This window comes from Desulfitibacter alkalitolerans DSM 16504, from assembly GCF_000620305.1.
GTDB classification, from domain to species: Bacteria; Bacillota; DSM-16504; order Desulfitibacterales; family Desulfitibacteraceae; genus Desulfitibacter; species Desulfitibacter alkalitolerans.
Window position 1 is genome coordinate 202,165 of record NZ_JHVU01000018.1, and the last position, 21,059, is coordinate 223,223.

At 41.2% G+C, this 21,059-nt stretch carries 16 protein-coding genes; 9 read left to right on the forward strand and 7 right to left on the reverse strand.

All coding sequences use genetic code 11. From position 1 onward, the window contains the following. Positions 1 to 33: 33 nt before the first annotated feature. Genes glpA through K364_RS25350 form a run of 3 tightly spaced genes read left to right on the forward strand, consistent with a single transcriptional unit; the run spans position 34 to position 4,058 of the window. Positions 34 to 1,554 (forward strand): anaerobic glycerol-3-phosphate dehydrogenase subunit GlpA, encoded by a 1,521-nt coding sequence (glpA, locus tag K364_RS0101020; protein ID WP_028306468.1) that lies wholly within the window; start codon positions 34 to 36, stop codon positions 1,552 to 1,554. Next, complete coding sequence (gene glpB / locus K364_RS0101025) at positions 1,538 to 2,812, forward strand: anaerobic glycerol-3-phosphate dehydrogenase subunit GlpB (protein WP_028306469.1); 1,275 nt, start codon at positions 1,538 to 1,540, stop codon at positions 2,810 to 2,812. The genes glpA and glpB overlap by 17 nt, the downstream gene beginning before the upstream one ends. Continuing rightward, positions 2,805 to 4,058, forward strand: coding sequence for an anaerobic glycerol-3-phosphate dehydrogenase subunit C (locus K364_RS25350; protein WP_028306470.1), 1,254 nt, complete (start codon positions 2,805 to 2,807; stop codon positions 4,056 to 4,058). The genes glpB and K364_RS25350 overlap by 8 nt, the downstream gene beginning before the upstream one ends. Positions 4,059 to 4,136: 78 nt before the next feature. Here K364_RS25350 and K364_RS0101035 read toward each other — a convergent pair whose 3' ends face one another. The 7 genes from K364_RS0101035 to K364_RS0101065 all read right to left on the reverse strand — a co-directional run bounded on the left by K364_RS0101035 (position 4,137) and on the right by K364_RS0101065 (position 12,798). Then, on the reverse strand, positions 4,137 to 4,760 hold the full coding sequence (locus tag K364_RS0101035) for an NF038143 family protein (protein ID WP_028306471.1): 624 nt from the start codon (positions 4,758 to 4,760) through the stop codon (positions 4,137 to 4,139). A gap of 155 nt (positions 4,761 to 4,915) precedes the next feature. Next, positions 4,916 to 5,203 (reverse strand): hypothetical protein, encoded by a 288-nt coding sequence (locus tag K364_RS0101040; RefSeq protein WP_028306472.1) that lies wholly within the window; start codon positions 5,201 to 5,203, stop codon positions 4,916 to 4,918. 71 nt (positions 5,204 to 5,274) lie between these two features. Next, positions 5,275 to 7,008, reverse strand: coding sequence for a YeiH family protein (locus tag K364_RS0101045; protein WP_028306473.1), 1,734 nt, complete (start codon positions 7,006 to 7,008; stop codon positions 5,275 to 5,277). Between the two features lie 560 nt (positions 7,009 to 7,568). Continuing rightward, entirely contained in the window at positions 7,569 to 7,856 is a 288-nt protein-coding gene (locus tag K364_RS0101050) for a hypothetical protein (protein ID WP_028306474.1), read from the reverse strand. 60 nt (positions 7,857 to 7,916) lie between these two features. After that, positions 7,917 to 9,680: a YeiH family protein gene (locus tag K364_RS0101055; protein WP_051533718.1), complete on the reverse strand. Its 1,764-nt coding sequence runs from the start codon at positions 9,678 to 9,680 to the stop codon at positions 7,917 to 7,919. Positions 9,681 to 10,092: 412 nt separating this feature from the next. After that, positions 10,093 to 11,445 (reverse strand): glutathionylspermidine synthase family protein, encoded by a 1,353-nt coding sequence (locus tag K364_RS0101060; RefSeq protein WP_028306476.1) that lies wholly within the window; start codon positions 11,443 to 11,445, stop codon positions 10,093 to 10,095. A gap of 3 nt (positions 11,446 to 11,448) precedes the next feature. Beyond that, positions 11,449 to 12,798: a glutamate--cysteine ligase gene (locus K364_RS0101065; RefSeq protein ID WP_028306477.1), complete on the reverse strand. Its 1,350-nt coding sequence runs from the start codon at positions 12,796 to 12,798 to the stop codon at positions 11,449 to 11,451. A gap of 268 nt (positions 12,799 to 13,066) precedes the next feature. Here K364_RS0101065 and K364_RS0101070 point away from each other — a divergent pair, with 268 nt between their 5' ends. The 6 genes from K364_RS0101070 to K364_RS0101095 all read left to right on the forward strand — a co-directional run bounded on the left by K364_RS0101070 (position 13,067) and on the right by K364_RS0101095 (position 21,059). Further along, entirely contained in the window at positions 13,067 to 13,921 is an 855-nt protein-coding gene (locus tag K364_RS0101070) for a polysaccharide deacetylase family protein (RefSeq protein WP_051533719.1), read from the forward strand. A gap of 156 nt (positions 13,922 to 14,077) precedes the next feature. After that, complete coding sequence (locus K364_RS22405; RefSeq protein ID WP_051533720.1) at positions 14,078 to 14,671, forward strand: sigma-70 family RNA polymerase sigma factor; 594 nt, start codon at positions 14,078 to 14,080, stop codon at positions 14,669 to 14,671. Then, positions 14,652 to 16,406 carry a zf-HC2 domain-containing protein gene (locus tag K364_RS0101080; protein ID WP_028306479.1) on the forward strand — a complete coding sequence of 585 codons (1,755 nt, stop codon included), beginning with the start codon at positions 14,652 to 14,654 and terminating at the stop codon, positions 16,404 to 16,406. The genes K364_RS22405 and K364_RS0101080 overlap by 20 nt, the downstream gene beginning before the upstream one ends. Before the next feature lie 213 nt (positions 16,407 to 16,619). Further along, positions 16,620 to 18,302, forward strand: coding sequence for an arginine--tRNA ligase (gene argS / locus K364_RS0101085; RefSeq protein WP_028306480.1), 1,683 nt, complete (start codon positions 16,620 to 16,622; stop codon positions 18,300 to 18,302). Positions 18,303 to 18,313: 11 nt separating this feature from the next. Then, positions 18,314 to 19,963, forward strand: a complete 1,650-nt coding sequence (pyrG, locus tag K364_RS22410) for a CTP synthase (RefSeq protein ID WP_051533721.1) — start codon at positions 18,314 to 18,316, stop codon at positions 19,961 to 19,963. Positions 19,964 to 19,973: 10 nt separating this feature from the next. Continuing rightward, positions 19,974 to 21,059, forward strand: a complete 1,086-nt coding sequence (locus K364_RS0101095) for a lipid II:glycine glycyltransferase FemX (protein ID WP_028306481.1) — start codon at positions 19,974 to 19,976, stop codon at positions 21,057 to 21,059.

A 21,059-nucleotide genomic window follows, 5' to 3' on the forward strand; every position in this document is an offset into this window, starting at 1 on the left:
GAGCAGTTGTATACTTAGAGAGGAGAATATGCAGTGAATAAAAAAGTCCAGGTTGTTGTAATAGGAGGGGGAGCTACTGGAACAGGTGTATTAAGAGATCTTGCCTTAAGAGGCATAGATTGCCTTCTAGTTGAGCAAAATGACCTTGCCACCGGGACTAGCGGAAGATTTCACGGACTATTGCACAGTGGGGCACGCTATGTGGTTAAAGACTTAAACTCCGGCAAGGAATGTATAGAAGAAAACAAGATATTAAAAGAAATAGCACCTTCCTGTATAGAAGATACAGGGGGCATGTTCATAGCTGCAAAAGAAGATGATCCTGGATACATCACTAAATGGTTGGAGGGCTGCAAAGCGGCAGGTATCAGCACAAAAGAAATATCACCTGCCGATCTAAAAGACCAGGAGCCAGCTTTGACTACAGAGGTTAAGAAGGCCTACCTGGTTCCCGACGCAGCAGTAGATGGATTTACACTGGCAGCTGCCAATGTCCTCTCGGCAAAAAAACTGGGGGCTCAGGCAAAGACCTATACCAGGGTTACAGGCTTTAAAATAGAAAACAACAGGGTCAAGGGAGTATTTATTAAAGAAAAGTATACCGGACAGGAAGAATATGTGGAATGTGCTTATGTGATAAATGCGGCAGGCGCCTGGGCAGGGCAGGTTGCAGAGCACGCCGGCCAAAAGCTAAACATTTCCCCTGATAAGGGAGTCCTGGTCATATTTAACCACAGGATTACCAGCAGGGTTCTTAACCGTTTGCGCCCTCCAGGGGACGGAGACATCTTTGTACCCCATGGAAGCGTAACAGTATTTGGAACAACCTCCAGGAGCACCAATAGTCCTGACGATACAGAAGCAACAAGACAAGAGGTTCTTGACCTTCTGGAGCAGGGAAGCCAGCTTATTCCAGACTTAAGAGAAATGCGCTTGATACGAGCCTTTGCAGGCGTAAGGCCCCTTTATCAGCCAGATGGAACAGCTGCCGGCAGGGGTGCTACCAGGGACTTTACATTAATTAACCATGAGGAATTGACAGGGTTAGAAGGGCTGATCTCCCTGGTAGGAGGCAAACTCACCACCTACAGGCTCATGGCCAAGGCAGCGGTAGACCATGTGGCCAACAAACTGGATGTGGATAAACCCTGTATAACCCACAGGGAACAGATTTATGCCCCTATTGTGAGACAGGAGTCAAGTCATGAGAACCGTTTATGCCAGTGCGAAATGGTTACAAAGGAAATGCTTGATAAAGCAGTTGCAGATAAAGAAAAATTTACCTTAAGTGATGTGCGTAGATTGACCAGGCTGGGAATGGGACCTTGTCAGGGAACCTTCTGCACCTTTAGAGCAGCCGGCTACTATCATGAAAGCAGGGGAATTGATGTTACAGAGGCCAACAAGCTCTTAAAAGACCATATCCAGGAGCGTTGGAAGGGGAGCAGACCTGTTCTGTGGGGCGGCCAGGCCCAGGAAGCAGAACTTACAAGGGGAATTTATCTAGGCTTATTAAATCTGGAGAGATTGGATAGTGATGAAAATGACCTATGATGTTGTAATAATTGGAGCAGGCCTGGCAGGATATAGTGCAGCCCTGGCTGCCATAAAAAACAATAAAAAAGTACTTGTAACCGCCAAGGGCCTAGGAAATTTTTATTCTGCCTCGGGTTACATTGATTTTCTTGGCTATTACCCGGCAAACTCCAGGAAGCCTTTACAAAACCCCAAAAACAGCTTAAAGGAACTTATTGGGAATAATCCAAAACATCCCTATAGTCTCATTGGAGAAAAAGCTATAGAAGCGGCCTTTTCTATATTCCTGCAGACCTCAAAGGAAATGGGCCTGCCCTATACAGGGACCATGGATGAAAATGTGCTGATGCCTTCAGCTGCAGGAGCCCTAATTCCAACAAGCCTTTATCCGGTTACAGCAGACAAAAGGGTTACGGAGACCCATGAGCTTTTCGTTGTAGGTATTAAGGAAATGGCAGACTTTTACCCGGCATATGCAGCCCACAACCTGAAAAAGCAGCTAAAAGCCTCCATAAAGCACACATGGGTTGCCCTTGAACTCGGTATAGGCCGGGAGCTAAACAGCTATGATATTGCCCTGGCCATGGAAAAGGCCGAAATAAGACAAAGACTTGTTGACCAGCTAAAGAAAGCTGCAGTTAAGGGAAGCTTGCTTGCCATTCCGGCAGTCCTTGGGGTGAAAGCCAGCCAGGAGACTATAAAGAATATTGAAGAGGAATTAGAATGCAGGGTATTAGAATTCCCAACCCTGCCTCCATCAGTCATGGGCTATCGATTGGCAGAAAACCTTAAAAACTATTTGGAATTACAAGGGGTAGATTTTATTGTGGGTCATCCTGTATCCCATGTGCAATATGACGGTAGAATCTGCAAAGAAATTGGTATTACAACTGGAAGCGGCAGGATTAAAAAGATCAAGGCAAATAGCTTTGTCCTTGCAACAGGTGGTGTCTTAAGTGAGGGGCTCTTTGTATATCCTGGAAAAATCAAAGAAACAGTATTTGGCCTGCCGGTTGGTATGGTTCAAGAAGCTGTCCCCGAAAACTTTTTTAATATGGATGAATTTTCTATTTCATATGCGGGAGTAATGACAAATGAAAAGCTCCAGCCGGTTAAACCAGGTACACAAGAAGTATTATATGAGAATATTTATATAGCTGGAGCCACCCTGGCAGGCTACGACCCCTTTATAGAAAAAAGCGGTAATGGAGTGGCCCTGGCCAGCGGCTATAAGGCCGGGCTAATGGCTGTCACAGGGAGGGATACAGATGAGTAAAGCCCACGAGGGAAATCTTGACCATTGTTTGAAATGCAGCACCTGCCATACCCAATGCCCCGTAGTGGCCAATTATATGAAGTATCCAGGACCTAAATATTTAGGTCCAGAGCTGGAAAGACTCCGTTTGGCAAGGGGAGAAAAGGAACCCCTAAAAATTGACGACAGCCTGGCCTATTGTACAAACTGCAAAAGGTGTGACATTGCCTGTCCCCATGGTGTCAAGCCATCCTTTTATAATCTGAAAAATAAGGCCAGGGTAAAGGCAAGGGCTTCTGAAAGGCTTAGGGATTGGATTTTGGCCCATAATGTATGGTGGGGGAAAATGGCAAGCAAGGTTCCGAATCTGAGCAATTTTGCCTTGAAGCTGCCTGTTATTAAATATGCAATGGGTGTCATGGGCATAGCCCCTAGAGACTTCCCGGAATACAGGAAACAAAAGCTTAGAATAGACAACAAACAAAACCTGCACATTAAAGAAAGTCAAGGGATTCCAGAGGATAAAAAGGTTTTGTATTATCCTGGCTGCTATGCAAGCTTTAACGAGCCGGAGATTATCCAGGCAGCAATAGATATCCTGGAAAGGCATGGATATATAGTTGAAATAGCTCCAACCCAGTGCTGCGGAACTCCCATATTCAGCAATGGATTTTTGGATGAAACCAGGGAGCTTGCTAAAAAGAATATAGATGTTTTCTTAAACTATACTCAAAAAGGTTATAAAATTGTAACCACATGTCCCAGCTGCGGCCTTGCCATCAAGGATGAGTACAGGGATCTAGTGCCCGGAGAAAAAGCAGAACAGGCAGCAAAAAATGTTTGGGAGTTGTTTGAGCTTCTTGAGGAAGAGGAGGTTCTGCATTTCAAGGGTACTCAGGAAAAAGAGAATCAGGCTAAAATACCAAAGGCCTTTTACCACGTGCCCTGTCATTTAAGGGTACAGGGCATGGGCTATCCGGGAGTAAGCATTTTAAGAAAATATGCAGTGGATAATTTAATTCTAGAGGACAGCTACTGCTGCGGCCTTTCAGGAACCTACGGCTTTAAAAAGGAAAAGTATGAGCTGTCAAAGGCGATTGGCAGTCCACTTTTCGAGGCAATTAAGGCTTCTGGTGCACCCCTGGTCATAACTGACTGTGGAACATGTAAGCTGCAGATAGAGCAGATTGCCGGGGTTCCTGTAAAACATACTGCCCTGGTGCTGAGAGAGTATTTAGAGTCAGTGGATGAAACACCTAACATCTAACCAAAAGGGATATCCATTTGAGGTTGCTTTGCCTTTATCATTGCCTATCCCACGGGGTAATTTGAAAAGGCGTTGACCTTAACAAAATAGCTTCTTGGCTTCCTCTAACCTGTATTGGTTTAGACATTTCTCCATACTTTCAATAATCTCGGGAACCTCTTCAGTATCAGCCTTGAAGGTGTGGGTAGCTGCTCTGCTTACTTCCTTTTCAGCCTCGCCCAGCTCATTTAAAAACTCAACAAATTTATCATAGGATTTGTAGTAATTTACTACCAGCTGCCCATAATTATTACCATCAGATGTTAATAGTGCCAGGTAATGCTCACAAAGGAGTTTGATTTCCTTGATTTGCTTTTCAAAGATGTTCAGAACCCTGGCATCAGGGTTAGGTTTGTTTTTAACAATTCTTTCAACCTCTAAAGCTGCAGCCTCCTTAGTCATTTCTTTAGTATATATTTTATAAGCTATGTCTAGTGCGATTTTTTTGGTATAGAGATAGCCTTCGCTAAATGCCCTTGAGGTTTCCTTGTATTTGGAATACCGCTGCATATAGGGAACAAAAACTATAGGTATAAGAATCATCCATACAGATATTTCGGGCTTTTCAACTACCTGGGAAGTCACCTCCCATGAGGTTTTCCTTTCATAAGATAGAATGCTGTTATACTTTGGATCTGTAATGGTAACGCCTTTACCAGCCATGCTGCAACCTCCATTTCAAATGATCTACTGGTTACATTATATACATTATTTATTATATATCAAATATATATCAAACATCTAAAACAGAAAACTCTCCTAGGCATATCTAGGAGAGTTTCTACATAACCTAATTACTTTACTTTAACTGCCTTAGTCTAATCACTTTTATCCGTTCCTGGGGTATATTGCAGTGTATGTCTTACCCGTGGTTCAATTTCCCGCATTTGTTCAACGAAAATATAAAACCAGGCTCCAGCTTCGATTTTCTCATCAATTATAACCTGATGAGCCTCTGAAAACCCTGCAAGCTGGGACAAAAAGGGCAGACCCACTGCAACGAAGAAGTATAGTAATACTAAACCTAGTATTAGTAATGATAACCTGTTAACCTTGCTCCATTTATTGCTTTGTTTTTTTGATAAAGCCCTGCTTAGTGCATGCATTTTATTACCCCCATGGCAAAACAGATTATCTAGCTTACTACCTTGTACTATATTAATTTAGCATATTTTGATTATCTCATCAAGCTCTCAGTAATTCCTGGGAATACCACGAAGAACATGATGTATGCTACGGTTAATGTCAACAAGATGTTGAAGCTCTGACCACATACATATAGGATAACAGGCTTTCCACCCTTGAAGTACTTGGTAAGCTCACGGAAGTTAGTTGATAAACCTATACTGGCAAAGGCTAAAGCAAATAACCAACGCTGAAGGTTGCCAACGAAGCCGCTGATACCATCATCAATCAGAACTTTGGCACTTTCATTGCCCATAGATGCATAGATGATTGAGAAAACGATGGAAGCTCCAATGAAACCAAGAACGAACTTTGGAAAACGATTCCAAATCTCACGTAGTGCACCCTTAAAGCTTAGATCGGCTTCATCTTTTCTTGAAGTATCAACCTTTAGACACCAGTAAGCTGCTATACCAAATGCCATTAAACCGATTAAGATATTCTGGATCATTTTAATGGTGGCTGCAACGTCCCTGGCAGTAGATCCAAGAATTTCACCTGCAGCAACAACGGCACCTGTGGAGTCAATTGTTCCACCAATCCATGCACCACCTAGTACTGGGTGTAGACCTAAGAACTTTATAACCATTGGGAGAACAACCATCATGACAGCTGTAAATAGAATAGAGATACCAACAGCCAGGGTTAACTCTTCCTTCTTGGCCCTACTAGCTGCAGCTGCTGCAATAGCCGCTGACACACCACTAACTGACATGTCTGCTGATACAGTAATGTTTAAGGTCTTAGATTCGATTTTAAGAACCTTTTGGCCAAACCAGAAGGTAGTGATTAAAACAACTGGAGTAACAAACCAGGTTACAAATATTCCGGGGATACCTATTAGAAGAATTTTGTTCATTAAGATTGTAGAGCCTAACAGAACAAGGCCTGTCTTAATATAATACTCTGTTTGTACTGCCGGCATAATCCACTTTGGTGTACCAACTGTGTTACTTACAAGGAAGCCAAGAACTATGGCCCATAACACATACTCCAGACCCCAGGCATTTGAGAACTCATGGGCTGCCAGGAAGAAGGATAGGGTTGCTACAACGAAAACAGCTGGAAAAGCAACTAAAAACTGTGTTGCTGAACGGCCCATAAAACGAGTTCCAATTGCAAAGAAAAGTGCCAAGAATATCATTAAGGGAATCATTGTAGTTAAGTGGTTGTATGGTTTAGTTTCCGCTCTGCCCTTTGCACTGGATTCTGCAGATCTGGCAGAACGCCACTCACTAATTTTTGTTTGTGCCTCAGCATTTAAAGCAGTATCTTGGAAATTAGCTGCTGCTGCCGCTGCTTCTGCAGCTATAGCTGCTTCCTTGGCTGCTTCCAGGGAAGCCTTGGCTTCTTCATGCTTTGCAATGTTAGCATCTCTTATAGCCTGTGCCTCTGCAGGACTTCTAAAAAAAGATTGTAAAGGATTATCGCTCCATCTTCCTGGACGGGTAAAATATTTATTAATATCTCTAGCTAAAGGTGTGTTGCTGCCTCTTAAGCTTGTTTTGGCATCATTGGCTTGATGCCAGGCAACTGTTTTAAAGGGTGCTTTTTCAGCCTCGGCCTGCATGGTAGCGTTGCTTTCGGCAATTATTTGGTTCATGTTAGCCGGAGGATTACCAAAAAATACAAACATACCTACTATAAGAATAATGACACCCAACCAAATTGCCCAGTAATCTTCATGCTTAATCAAAAAAGAATAATCTTTTTTCGGGCTTGACATCTAATATACCTCCTAAGTTGTAGAAATTTGATTTGTTCTTATTTGCACATTCACATTCATTAAAAGTTTAAATTTTCATGAACACCTCCCTAATAAGTTAAAATATTTATCCAAAATGGCTGACTACCACTACCCTCGCAATAGATTTAAGGGTGGGAGAGAAGTGGCGCTTTAAGCCCGGATAACGCGAAAAATCCATTAAAAAAATGTAAGATTACTAACAAAATTGAAATAGTGTTAGGCCACAGTGCATTATTAGATTAAGCTCACTTATTAAAGAAGACATGGCGAATTTTAAGATAAGCTTTTCTTATGGCATAATAACAATTTCAATATTTAATAGGTTTATGATATGTATTAGACATTGTTATGACATTTCCTGCATGATTTCTAACTTCAGTTATTGTCAATTTAAAACATATCTATAAGAAAATTTAATGCATGTATAAATATTAATTATCTTTCGTGCAACAGCAACAAGATTTTCCATGGAATTATAGCAGGCCTGATAGTATAAAAAATCGCTCTCCTATATATAGAAGAGCGATTTTTAATTTTAACTAATCACTTTTATCCGTTCCTGGGGTATATTGCAATGTATGTCTTACCCGTGGTTCAATTTCCCGCATTTGTTCAACGAAAATATAAAACCATGCTCCAGCTTCGATTTTCTCATCAATTATAACCTGATGGGCTTCTGAAAACCCTACAAGCTGGGACAAAAAGGGCAGACCCACTGCAACGAAGAAGTATAGTAATACTAAACCTAGTATTAGTAATGATAACCTGTTAAACTTGCTCCATCTATTGCTTTGTTTTTTTGATAAAGCTGTGCTTAGCGTATGCAATTCTAACCCTCCATGGCAAAACAGATTATCCAGCTTACTAACTTATATCCTACTAAGGAATTACTTCATCAAGCTCTCAGTGATTCCTGGGAATACTACGAAGAACATGATGTATGCAACTGTTAATGTTAAGATGATGTTAAAGGACTGACCGCATACATATAGGATAACCGGCTTTCCACCCTTGAAGTACTTGGTAAGCTCACGGAAGTTAGTTGATAAACCTATACTGGCAAAGGCTAAAGCAAATAACCAGCGCTGAAGGCTGCCAACAAAGCCGCTGATACCATCATCAATCAAAACCTTGGCACTTTCATTGCCCATAGATGCATAGACGATTGAGAAAACAATGGAAGCTCCAATGAAACCAAGAACAAACTTTGGAAAACGATTCCAGATCTCACGTAGTGCACCCTTAAAGCTTAGATCGGCTTCATCTCTTCTTGAAGTATCAACCTTCAAGCACCAGTAAGCTGCTATACAAAATGCCATTAAACCAATTAAGATATTCTGGATCATTTTTATGGTGGCTGCAACGTCCCTGGCAGTAGAACCAAGGATTTCACCTGCAGCAACAACGGCACCTGTGGAGTCAATTGTTCCACCAATCCATGCACCACCTAGTACTGGGTGTAATCCTAGGAATTTAATAAACATTGGGAGAACAACCATCATAATAGCTGTAAAGAGAATAGAGATACCAACAGCCAGGGTTAACTCTTCCTTCTTGGCCCTACTAGCTGCAGCTGCTGCAATAGCCGCGGACACACCACTAACTGACATGTCGGCTGAGATAGTAATGTTTAGGGTTTTAGATTCCATTTTAAGAACCTTTTGACCAAACCAGAAGGTAGTGATTAAAACAACGGGAGTAACAAACCAGGTTACAAATATACCAGGTATACCTATTAAAAGGATCTTGTTCATTAAGATTGTGGAACCTAGCAGAACAAGGCCCGTTTTAATGTAGTACTCAGTTTGAACCGCCGGCATAATCCACTTTGGCGTACCAATTGTGTTACTCACAAGGAAGCCAATAACAATGGCCCATAACACATACTCTAAACCCCAGGCATTTGAGAACTCATGAGCTGCCAGGAAGAAGGATAGGGTAGCTACAATAAAGACAGCTGGGAAGCCTATTAAAAATCCTTTTACTGAACGGCCCATAAAATGAGTTCCTATAGCAAAATACAGACCTAGAATTATCATCAAGGGTATTATTGTATTTAAATGATTGTATGGCTTGGTTTCCGCTCTGCCCTTTGCACTGGATTCTGCAGATCTGGCAGAACGCCACTCACTAATTTTTGTTTGTGCCTCTGCGTTTAAAGCTGCATCCTGGAAGTTAGCTGCTGCCGCAGCTGCCTCTGCAGCTATTGCTGCTTCCTTGGCCGCTTCCAGGGCAGCCTTGGCCTCCTCGTGCTTTGCTATGTTAGCATCTCGTATGGCCTTTGCTTCAGCGGGACTCCTATAAAAAGATTGTAAAGGATTATCACTCCATCTTCCTGGACGGGTAAAATATTTATTAATGCTTTTTGCTAAATCTGTGTTACTTCCTCTCAAACTTGTTTTTGCATCGTTGGCCTGATGCCATGCAATTGTTTTAAAGGGTGCTTTTTCGGCCTCTGCCTTCATTGTGGCATTGCTTTCGGCAATTATTTGGTTCATATTTGCGGGTGGATTACCAAAAAAGATAAACATACCAAACAGTAAAATAATAACACCTAACCAAATTGCCCAGTAATCTTCAAATTTCCACAAGTAGGAATAATCCTTTTTAGGGCTAGTCAACTTATCACACCTCCAATTTGTTTTAACCATATACATTAATTACTAAAATTACTAACATGACAACTAAACAGCACTATTTTAGAATTTTTTTTGGCCACCACCTCCTGCATGTAACCCATTTCACATAATGAATTAATAAAAAGAAGCAAGTAATGACGAATAATTCAGAAGAGGGTTACTATAATCATATGAAATAATGGTATAAGTATAACTAATGGTAGATATTAGACATTAGAGTTAAAATATCCTGCATAATAAGGGTAGGGAGGAACAAAAAATTATCAATAATTCAAATAGCAACAATAAAAAATACTTATACATAGACGTGGTGTATAGATATAAAAAATCTAGCAGGAAAAATCATCCTGCTAGATTTTTAGTCAGCTCAGCAGCAAAAAATATCTGAAAAATTTTGGGAATTGGCAGGACTTGCTCATGCCTCTTACTTTATACCTCTTGTTTCCTGCTGGACCAGGGTGGGAATAAGTGCTCCACCACGTGATGTGGTTATTATATCAATAGTTGAAACACGGGTATAAAAGCCCTTAAGCTTACCATTAAAAAGATAGGGGCTGAGGTTGATCTTGAGTTTTTCAACGGCTCCCTGGGATGTGACAAATTCCTCCTCAGGAACCTGTATTAATTCCTGGGCAATATAATTTATATCCACATTGCTTTCAATGATGGCCTGCCATTCTTCCAAAGAACAGTCCTTGCCCATGTATAAGCCCTGGCTTCCATAGGAATTATGAGGTTTAACAAGGTAGACCTCCCTTTTAGAAAGAAGCTCAGTATGAAAAGTCCTGTCATTTGATAAAAGCCTTCTGGTTTTTGGTAGATGGGTTTTTAAAAACTCCATTTCCTCATGGGAAAAGAATTTTTTTGCTGTCTCAGAGGTTAAGAATGTAAATACGAGTTTGCTGTGTGCCGCTTCTGACCTAAATGAGCCAACCATACAGAAGGCATTATTTTTGTATGCCTCAATAAACTCCTGTACTTCATCATATCTTTCTAGAATGTCCGATGTAACTGCTCTCCTGTATACCAAATCAATTCTTTTTTCACCACACCAGAGCTTATTCCTTCTAAAACACAGGCTTCTAATATCGCATATTATTGTATCATAGCCTTCCTTCATAAAAGCATCTCTTAAGGCCTCAAACTCGGCAATTGTTGCCCTGTCCATGAAATCCACTATTGCAATAGTCGGTTTGTTTGAACCGTCAAATGAACTATAGGCTTCGAGGAGAGAATTAAGAAGGGCCTTTCTCAATTCACACTGCATAAGTGAGTACTTTTTCAACAGATGCCCTCCCATTTCAGTATTTAAAAAGCATTCCTCCATGGTATTTGTTTCGTTCATACCACTTGTTCCATCAGTATTAAACTCACAAAAATGAAGAGAACTGCTTCCATCATAGAAGGCATCAAAGCGGGTTATGGGAATGTTAATTGGATATTTTGGGTCAATCTGTAAAAGCTCATCCAGTTCTGCTGGAAAATCAAAAAAAGCTCTAACCTCTTTATCTGTAAGCAGGAGCCTTGCAGTTTTCTCCAGGATACTCCAAAGAGTTTCCGTCTTTTCTTTAATCCAATTAAACTCCGAAGTTGATAAAATATATGGATGAAAAAAACTCTTAATAACAGCGTCATTGATTTTGGCCGAGCTTTTTTCAAGGCAGGAGAAATACAAGTCTTTATTTTCACTGTAAAAGTCAGGTTTTTCATTACTAATGGCTAATATATGATTTAGAAAATTTTTCCTTAAATACTCATCCCGATAAATAATTGGCATGAACTAATCCCCCTGAATAGTTATTTCATCCTTGATCTTAAGCAAATCCCTGCCCTTTTTTTCCCATAAATCCAATAAGACCTCAGCAGGACATTTTTTCCTTTCCATTAAAAGCTCTTCAACTGGTTGGATATTTTCCAGATCAGCTTCCTCTGCCAGTATACCTTCCTTTACCAGCCCTTTTAAGCCGGCCTTTCCAGCTTGAAATACCTCCTGGCATAAATCCAGGAGCTTGCCCTGGCCAAGGCTTGTGGACAGACTAGTTTTGTGTGAGTTATAGTGAAGGTCAAGGATATCATCCGCAGACCACCTTGAAAAATAATCCAATAAGCTCCTGCGTGTTGCATTATGATAGAACAGACCCCTTATTATAGATGGGATGCTTGGAAGCAATCTGGGATGCTGTGCATCTATTACCCTAATCTCAATGTATTTTTGTTTAAGTCTTGTCTCAAAGAAAGCAAAAGAAAGATGGGTTGCAAAATCATCCATATAGACAGGTTCTATTTCCATGTACTGTCTCATGGTTATCCCATGCATGGGAATAGATTTGCCTTCCTTCTGGAGAAGTATTATTGGCATATCTAATAAAACCTTCACATAGTCCATGAAGGAAAAATCCCCTTGAAAGCTTTCCCTGACTATCCCGCATCTATCATTATCTGTATGCTCCCAGATGTATCCCCTAAAATCTAAATAATCACTATATGTACCCTGTTTAAAGGGTGAATTGGAATAAATGGACTGAAGCACAGGGGCAAGATAACTGTTCAGTCTAAACTTCTCACTAAAATCCCGTTCATCTTCATAGTCTATATTAACCTGAACACTGCTGGTAAGCTTCATCATGTGATGGGCAAGCTTCCCCTTATCTAAAAAATACCTGGACATGATATTGTAGCGGCTCTTGGGAAGCCATTCAACGCTGTCAAGTGAGCTGACCGGCTGGTATCCCATGGGCAGCAAGAGGATGTTTTTGGGTGAACAAACATGGAGAAGATCCTGATAAAATTTAGTATACTCATCTACACAGCTCTGGGTTTTTTCCTGTGGGATTCCACTTAATTCTATTTGCCCTCCAGGCTCTAAAGTGATATTAGAACTGCCTTTTCTTAGGCCCAATAGCTTTTCATTTTCATGTACCGGCATCCAATTGCATTGTTCAATAAGGTCAGTAAGTATTCCCTCAATGCCGTGGCTGCCCGTATAGGGTACAGAATTTAGGGTGTCCCCCTTGACAGCAAAAATTTCACACTCCAAGCCGGTCCGCCATTTTTCTCTGGGGGTGGTTGCCTTGCTAAAATAGTTTTCCAGCTGCTTAATGCTGTGAACTTGTTCTCTATTTAATGTCATATATTTTTCCTCCAAAAAGTCAACAGACGCTTAAGAACAGATTCCAATTCTGGACTTCTGAATGCCGAAGTGCTCCTGACTCCATGTATTTTATTATGAATAAAAAGGTTTGTTAATAAATAGTATCTGTTTTTATTGGCATAATCAATTAATTTCCTTTATTTTTCATAAAAACTTTCTTTTTTTAGGCTGAAAATTTGTTATGATTATACTACAATAATATGTACATTTTATGTACTTTTTTAGTTAATGGCAGATGGGGGAAAAAATGAATAAAACAATTATAGTGACAATTGCCGCAGCAGTAATAGTATTTGTATTTTTATCAGGTTGTGGGGAAACAAAGAGAGACACAGGAGAGTATTATAAGGGAAAAGTGGCTGTACTCATGTACCACCATATTGATCATCACGAAGGTGGAGCTACCATAACACCTGCCAGATTTGAAGAGCATTTAGACACCCTGCTATATAAAGGATATAACGTAATAAGCTTGGACCACTTTAGAAGCTTTTTAAAGGGTGAAATGGAGGTGCCCTCAAATGCAGTTTTAATAACCTTTGACGATGGCTATGAAAGCTTTTATCAATATGCCTATCCCTTATTAAAGGAAAGGGAAATGAGTGCAACCATGTTCATGATTGTAAAGCATATTAGTGCTAAAGAAGGACAAATACCCAAGCTTGACTGGTCACAAATGCAGGAGATGATTGGAAATGGCATGTACTTTCAGTCCCATACCTATGACAGCCACTTTTATCATGAGATTGATGAAAAGGGAAAAAAGGATGCCGCTTTGGCAGCACGTGGGTATTTAGCAGACGAGAAGCGTGTTGAGACGGAAGAGGAATATACAACCAGGGTATATGAGGATTTGAAAAAATCCAAGGAATTGCTGGAGCAGGGGCTAGATGTTTACATAGATTTTTTCTCTGCTCCCTATGGAAGAAAAAATCAAAAAGTGGATGAGATTTCAAAGGACATAGGCCTGGATTATATATTTACCATTGTACCTGGTTTAGTTAGTACAGCAGCCAATCCCATGGCACTGCCACGTATTAATGCTGGAAGCCCGGACATAGATGGAGACAAACTTCACCAATTAATTGAAAAGGCAAAATAAATAACATGGTCCAAAATATACAATGCCTGACTTGTAAAAAAAATTATAAAATTGTAAAAAAGGTGCAAGTTTTACCTTGAAAAATTAGTAGTATATAGCAAATGAAGAATTTTGATTATACGTGAGCCCAATAAGGGGTTAAGGGGAAGTGAATGAGTGGAGAGGTTAGCCGATGAATTTCTTGTCAGCAAGACGCTGCAGGGAGATAAAAATGCCTTTTGTGAGCTTATAAGGCGTTATGAAAAACAAATATACAGTCTTGCATACAGGTTGACCAATAACCTTGAGGATGCACAGGATCTGGCCCAGGAGGCTTTTAGCAAGATCTATCTTGTGCTGGAAAAGTATGACCCTGGCAGGCCTTTTTTCCCCTGGATGTATAAGGTGGCAAATAATGTAATCTACAGCCATTTGCGGAGTCAAAGGAACAAGCACCAGGAAATCTCTCTGGATAAGGTCATTGACTTTTCACCTTTAATACCTAACAGGGATACCCACCCAGAGGAGTATTCAACCTCCAGGGAAACCCAGAGGCTGGTTCAGCAGGCAATAGCTGAGCTGCCTGAAAAGTACAGGGTGCCATTGGTTCTAAAATACCTTGAGGATTTGTCATATAAATCAATTGGAGAAATATTGGACCTGCCGGTAACAACAATAGAAACACGATTATACAGGGGTAAGATATTACTTCAGAAAAGATTAAATAAAGTTATGGAAGGAGGGGAGTTTTATGAAGTGTCAAGAAAATAGGCAGATGATATACACATATCTAGATGGAGAACTGTCTACATATGAAGAGCGTAACCTATATAGTCATATGGCTGCATGTGATGCCTGCCAGCTTGACATGGAACGTGCAAGAAATCTTCATAGCTTATTAGAAAAAACGGTAAAGCACGTAAAGCCTCCCCGGGGTTTTGCCGAGAGAGTTATGGCAAACCTTCCTTCAAAATCAGATGCAGGTCAAGCGCAAGCCTTTGCTGAGCTTGATTTCTTTAAAGAAGAAAGTGCCGCTAATGAGTTTGTTAAAGAAGACGTAGAGAATATAAAGGAATCCAAAAAGACCTTTAGATTTGGCAGCCGTTGGATTGGGATTGCTGCCGGTCTGGCATTTGCCTTTCTTGCCATTACCGGTATAAGCCAGGTGGCCAGCATAGCCATAGATCCAAAGGCTGAGGATGGATTTTTCGTTGTTATTACACCCAAGGCAGCAGACGTTTTGATAGCAGAGCATTATGGAAAGGAACAACAAATAGGAAATCCTGATGAAAAGGAAGTAACAGATAGTTCTGCAGGTTCAAAACAGGAGAGTGAAACAATAACAGAAACTGACCCTGCTGTAATTTCAGGAGATAGTCCCGCACCAAATAATAGTAAAAGTACTAATGGTGAAGCTCCCCAGGGCAGCGGCAATAGTACTGAAGGCAGGGAATCGTCCCATGTCATAGCAGCTAATACTGAAAAAGACGACCCCTTTGTGACAAAAGAGCCCATTGTTATAGCAGCTAATCCAACCTCTACGGTCACATTGACTCCCTTATCAGAAAATGTCCTTGGCGCAGCATGGAGTTCTAGTGGCAACTCATTGTTGTATCTAACAGGGGACGGCAGCGGCGTTCAGGTTTATGAGAGCCAGGTGAATGGTGAAGGGAAAAAAACCATGGGCAGTTATAGTGCTGCCGGCAGATGGTCACCTAACAGAGAATACATCTCCTATACACAGACTGTAAATGGTAAAAGTACCATTTGGGTTGAAGGCAGAGGGGATAAGCAAAATCTTACTCCAGAAGAAACAGGTGCAAGGGGTGAAGGCTCCAAATGGGCATATAGCCCAGTTTGGTCAAGCAGAAATGAAATTGCATTTTTAACAGATAGATTTGGTGGAACTGATATAATGGTAGTTGACATGGATGGAAACTCTCGCAGAGTTACCTTCTCAGGAGACAAGAAGGATGGTCTAACCTGGTCTCCCGATGGTACCCAGATTGCTTACTTTAAATCCTGGGAAGACAAGGGCTCAAGGGTAGGAGAAATAGTTGTAGTACCTGTTAATGGGGAGACTTCAAAAAGCGTTACTCCTACAGTAAAAGCAACTAATATGGCAGCAACATGGTCACCAGACGGCAGGCTTCTTGCTGTGAATATAACAGGTGAGGAACAGGGAATATGGGTAACTAGTACAGATGGAAGCGGTTGGGACCGACGCCTGACAACTAAAGGCGGAGGAAAAACCATTAAATGGTCATCTGATGGGCAGAAAATAGCCTTTAATGACTCACTAGGTGTGTTCCACATATTAATCTGGAGATCTGCCCAGGCAAATGTTGATATGATCCAGATTACACCCATGGGCGGACAGATGGCTAACGCCTCTATTGAATGGTCCAGGGACTCAAATGAGGTACTTCTGGAGCAGCCCATTCCAGGCAGTAATCAAAAGTCAGTGTGGATTGCTACCCTACCTAAATCCATAAACGCATACTAAGACAAAAAAGACAGGGGAATCTTCCTCTGTCTTATTTTTTTTGATATTTTTCGACTTCACTCTATGTAAATTTTGCCTGAAGGGGTAAAATAGAGAGGAAAATATGATAAAATAGGTAAGGAAAAATAATTAGTTAATAGGTGACCAGGACACCTATTAATATTTTTAGTTTACTTTTACTCTTATTGATTTATATAGAAGGAAGGTGTTCTTTTGAATTTAATTGAACAATTTGTTGAAAAAATCTCCCAATCATTAACAGGGGCCCTGGAAAAGGCCAAGAGTGAAGGGAAAATTAATTATGAGACTATTCCAGGTTTCGTAGTTGAGGTTCCTAGAGAAAAAAACCACGGTGACTTTGCAACAAATATAGCAATGCTAATGGCAAAGGAAGCTAGAAAGGCACCCAGGCAAATAGCAGAAATAATTGTTGAAGGCCTGGAATTAAAAGATAGTGACGTGGAAAGGGTAGAAATAGCAGGGGCGGGCTTTATAAATTTCCATTTAAGCGTCGGCTGGCTCCATCAGATTCTTCCTGTTGTAGCAGAAATGAATGCCAGGTATGGTACAAGCAGCCATGGCAGGGGAAGGAAGGTCCAGGTTGAATTTGTTAGTGCCAACCCCACTGGCTTGCTGCACATGGGAAATGCAAGGGGTGCGGCCCTTGGCGATTCCACTGCCAACCTGTTAAAGGCTGCAGGATATGAAGTCAGCAAGGAATACTACATAAATGACACCGGTAACCAGATCGAGAATTTAGGCAAGTCTCTTGAGTCAATTTATCTACAAAAGCATGGCATCAATGCTCCCTTCCCAGAGGAAGGGTATCATGGTGAAGACCTTAAGGACACAGTGGACAAGTTCATAGCAAAGTATGGCAAAAAATATGTAGACACCGCTGAGGACTTACGAAGGGAAAGACTGATAGAGTTTGCTTTAGATGAAAAGCTGAGTCACATACGAGAGGTTTTGGAAAGCTTTGGTGTTAAGTACGATGTCTGGTTTAGTGAGCAGTCACTTCATGATTCAGGTGAATTGGAAAAAACCATTTCAGAGCTCAAGGATAAGGGATATGTGTATGAAAAGGATGGGGCCCTTTGGTTTGAGAGTACCCGATTTGGAGATGAAAAGGACGAGGTTTTAGTTCGGTCAAATGGCATCCCAACCTACTTTGCTGCAGACATTGCATACCACAAAAACAAGTTTGAAAGGGGATTTGATTGGGTTATTAATGTTTGGGGTGCTGATCACCACGGGCATATAAATAGAATGAAGGGATCAATAGAAGCCTTAGGCTACAATCCAGACCAGCTCCATATAATTATAATGCAGCTTGTAAGGCTCTTCAGGGGTGGAGAAATTGTCAGGATGTCCAAGAGGTCGGGCCAATACATTACCCTTCAGGAGCTTGTTGAAGAGGTTGGAGCAGATGCGGCCAGATACTTTTTTGTAATGAGAAGCGCTGACAGCCACCTTGACTTTGACCTTGACCTTGCCAAGTCCCAATCCCAGGAAAACCCTGTATACTATGTTCAATATGCCCATGCGCGTATCTGCAGTATTTTAAGGCAGGCCCAGGAGGGCAAGATCCAGTTGAAGCCTGCCAATAAAATAGATTACAGTCTATTAACTGAGGAAGCGGAGCTTGATTTAATACGTAAAATCGTGGAGCTTCCAGAAAATATAGTAGGGGCAGCCAAAGCATTAGAACCCCATAGATTAACAAAGTATGCCCATGAGCTGGCAGGCAGCTTTCACAGCTTCTATACCCAGTGCAGGGTCTTAAATGATGATAAAGAACTTGAGCAGGCAAGACTTGCCCTGGTAAATGCGGTAAGAATAACATTAAGAAATGTGCTTCATCTCATTGGCATTAAAGCACCTGAAAGAATGTAGGAGGATAAATCATGACAAAATATATTTTTGTAACCGGTGGAGTTACTTCATCTTTGGGTAAAGGCATAACGGCATCATCCCTGGGTAGATTACTAAAAAGCAGAGGCTTGAAGGTTGCTTTACAAAAGTTTGACCCATATATCAACATTGACCCTGGTACCATGAGTCCCTATCAGCATGGAGAGGTTTTTGTTACTGATGATGGTGGAGAAACAGATTTGGACCTGGGTCATTATGAAAGATATGTTGATATAAACTTGAGCAAGAGCAGCAATGTAACAACTGGTGATATATATTGGACAGTTATTAACAAGGAGCGAAAGGGGGAATACCTGGGGGGGACAGTACAGGTAATACCCCACATAACCAATGAGATCAAGGACAGGATACTAAGAGTAGCCAGGGAGAGATCTTTTGACGTTGTAATTACTGAAATAGGCGGTACAGTGGGAGATATTGAATCCCTGCCCTTTTTAGAAGCCATTCGCCAGATAAGAAGTGATGTTGGCAGGGAAAATGTACTTTATGTCCATGTAACCCTTGTTCCCTTCCTGGAGGCTGCCGGTGAGGCCAAAACCAAGCCAACCCAGCACAGTGTTAAGGAATTAAGGAGTCTGGGAATTCAGCCAGACGTTATAGTCTGCCGTGCCCGTAGACCCTTGAGTAAAGAAATCAAGGACAAGATTGCCTTGTTTTGTGACGTTTCCCCTGAGGCAGTTATCCAGGCAACAGATGCTGAAACAATATATGAGGTGCCCCTGATTTTAGAAAAACAGGGATTTGATGACATTGTAGTTGAAAAACTTAACATAGATTGCGGGCCAACGGAACTAACTGAGTGGACAGAAATTGTCAACAAGGTTAAAAATCCTCATTATAGGGTAAAAATAGCACTAGTAGGAAAATACGTGGAACTGCAGGATGCCTATTTAAGTGTTGCAGAAGCCCTTTGCCATGCAGGTATCTACCATTTAACAAAAGTTGATATAGAATGGATATACGCCGGTGACGTGAATCCAGGCAATGTTCATGAACTACTTGAAGGCGTGGATGGGGTTTTAGTGCCTGGCGGATTTGGTGACAGGGCAGTTGAAGGCAAGGTAGATGCCATTAAATATGCAAGAGAAAATAGAATACCCTTCCTAGGAATTTGCCTGGGTATGCAGCTTTCAGTAGTTGAGTTTGCAAGGAATGTTCTTGGTTATGCCCATGCCAACAGTTCTGAATTTGTCCCTGAGACCACACATCCTGTAATTGACCTTCTTCCTGAACAAAAGGAAATAGAGGACAAGGGCGGAACAATGCGTTTAGGGCTGTATCCCTGCAAGCTCCTTGAGGGAACCAGGGCCTGGAAAGCCTATCAAGATGAGCTGGTTTATGAAAGACATAGGCACCGCTATGAGTTTAATAATGCCTTCAAGCAGGATTTCTTGTCCAGGGGCTTTGTGTTTAGTGGAACCTCTCCCGATGATAGGCTTGTGGAAATAATTGAAATTAAGGACCATCCCTGGTTTGTTGCTACCCAGTTCCATCCTGAATTTAAATCTCGTCCTAATAGACCTCATCCCCTTTTCAGGGATTTTATTGGGGCAGCATTAGAGTACAATAAAACAGCAAAAATGCAGCAGTTTCAAGATATAGAAGAAAAAGGATGTATATAGGAGGAAAACTGTGGCCTGGACAGCTAGATTAATTGAAGAAGATGAAAAACACATATTCAACCAGTTTATTGCTAATTGTTCTAAAGGGCATATACTTCAATCCTATGAGTGGGGTCAGGTGAAGGCCCTTACCGGATGGAAGCCTTTTAGACTTGTTTTAGAAGAGGAAGGAAAAATAGCAGCTGCAGTAAGCCTGTTAAAAAGAGATATACCAGGAATCAAAAAGGGAATTTTCTATGCTCCTAGAGGTCCCGTATTGGATATAAAAAACCACTCCCTTTTCCTTTTCCTTATGGAGCAGGTTAAAAGCCTTGCCCTTAAAGAAAAAGTAATTTTTTTAAAAATTGATCCTGATATTCCAGCCACAGATGACGATTTTGGAGGACTTTTAAAGAAGGCCGGCTTTGTATCTGCTGAAAAGGGAGGAAACTTTGAAGGACTGCAGCCAAAATTTGTCTTTAGGTTAGATATAAAACCATCTGAAGAAGAGCTCATGGCAAGCTTTCATCAGAAAACACGCTATAATATACGCCTGGCAGATAAAAAGGAAGTAGAAATCAAAGAAAACTGTACAAAGGCAGACCTGCCTGACTTTTATAAAATACTGGTTGTTACAGCAGAGCGTGACAGGTTCTTAATACGTTCTTACGAGTATTTTGACATCATGTGGGAGCAGCTGGTGAAAAACAACCTGGCCAAGCTGTTCATGGCATACTATCAGGGAGAGCCAATTGCTGGAACCCTGGCCTTTATCATGGGGGACAAGGCATGGTACATTTATGGAGCCTCCGCCAATGAACACAGAAACAAGATGCCCAACTACCTGCTCCAGTGGACCATGATCAAATGGGCAAAGAGCAGGGGGTGTACCCTGTATGATTTCAGGGGAGTCCCTGGAAATCTTTCTGAGGACAGCCCAATTTATGGACTTTATCGGTTTAAGAAGGGGTTTAATGCAGACTATACAGAGTTCATAGGAGAATATGACTTAGTTTTCTCCCCCTTTTACTATAAACTATGGTTGGTGGGGGAACCACTTTACAGCAAGAATATTAAAAGACTTAGTACAATAAAGAAAAGATTAAGGGGTAAGTAG

Excerpts from the sequence above, each read along its gene's own strand:
- glpB (WP_028306469.1), top strand. The coding sequence starts at position 1,538 with ATGAAAATGACCTATGATGTTGTAATAATTGGAGCAGGCCTGGCAGGA.
- K364_RS25350 (WP_028306470.1), top strand. The coding sequence starts at position 2,805 with ATGAGTAAAGCCCACGAGGGAAATCTTGACCATTGTTTGAAATGCAGC.
- K364_RS0101035 (WP_028306471.1), bottom strand. The coding sequence starts at position 4,760 with ATGGCTGGTAAAGGCGTTACCATTACAGATCCAAAGTATAACAGCATT.
- K364_RS0101040 (WP_028306472.1), bottom strand. The coding sequence starts at position 5,203 with ATGCATGCACTAAGCAGGGCTTTATCAAAAAAACAAAGCAATAAATGG.
- K364_RS0101045 (WP_028306473.1), bottom strand. The coding sequence starts at position 7,008 with ATGTCAAGCCCGAAAAAAGATTATTCTTTTTTGATTAAGCATGAAGAT.
- K364_RS0101055 (WP_051533718.1), bottom strand. The coding sequence starts at position 9,680 with ATGGTTAAAACAAATTGGAGGTGTGATAAGTTGACTAGCCCTAAAAAG.
- K364_RS0101060 (WP_028306476.1), bottom strand. The coding sequence starts at position 11,445 with ATGCCAATTATTTATCGGGATGAGTATTTAAGGAAAAATTTTCTAAAT.
- K364_RS0101065 (WP_028306477.1), bottom strand. The coding sequence starts at position 12,798 with ATGACATTAAATAGAGAACAAGTTCACAGCATTAAGCAGCTGGAAAAC.
- K364_RS0101070 (WP_051533719.1), top strand. The coding sequence starts at position 13,067 with ATGAATAAAACAATTATAGTGACAATTGCCGCAGCAGTAATAGTATTT.
- K364_RS0101080 (WP_028306479.1), top strand. The coding sequence starts at position 14,652 with ATGAAGTGTCAAGAAAATAGGCAGATGATATACACATATCTAGATGGA.
- pyrG (WP_051533721.1), top strand. The coding sequence starts at position 18,314 with ATGACAAAATATATTTTTGTAACCGGTGGAGTTACTTCATCTTTGGGT.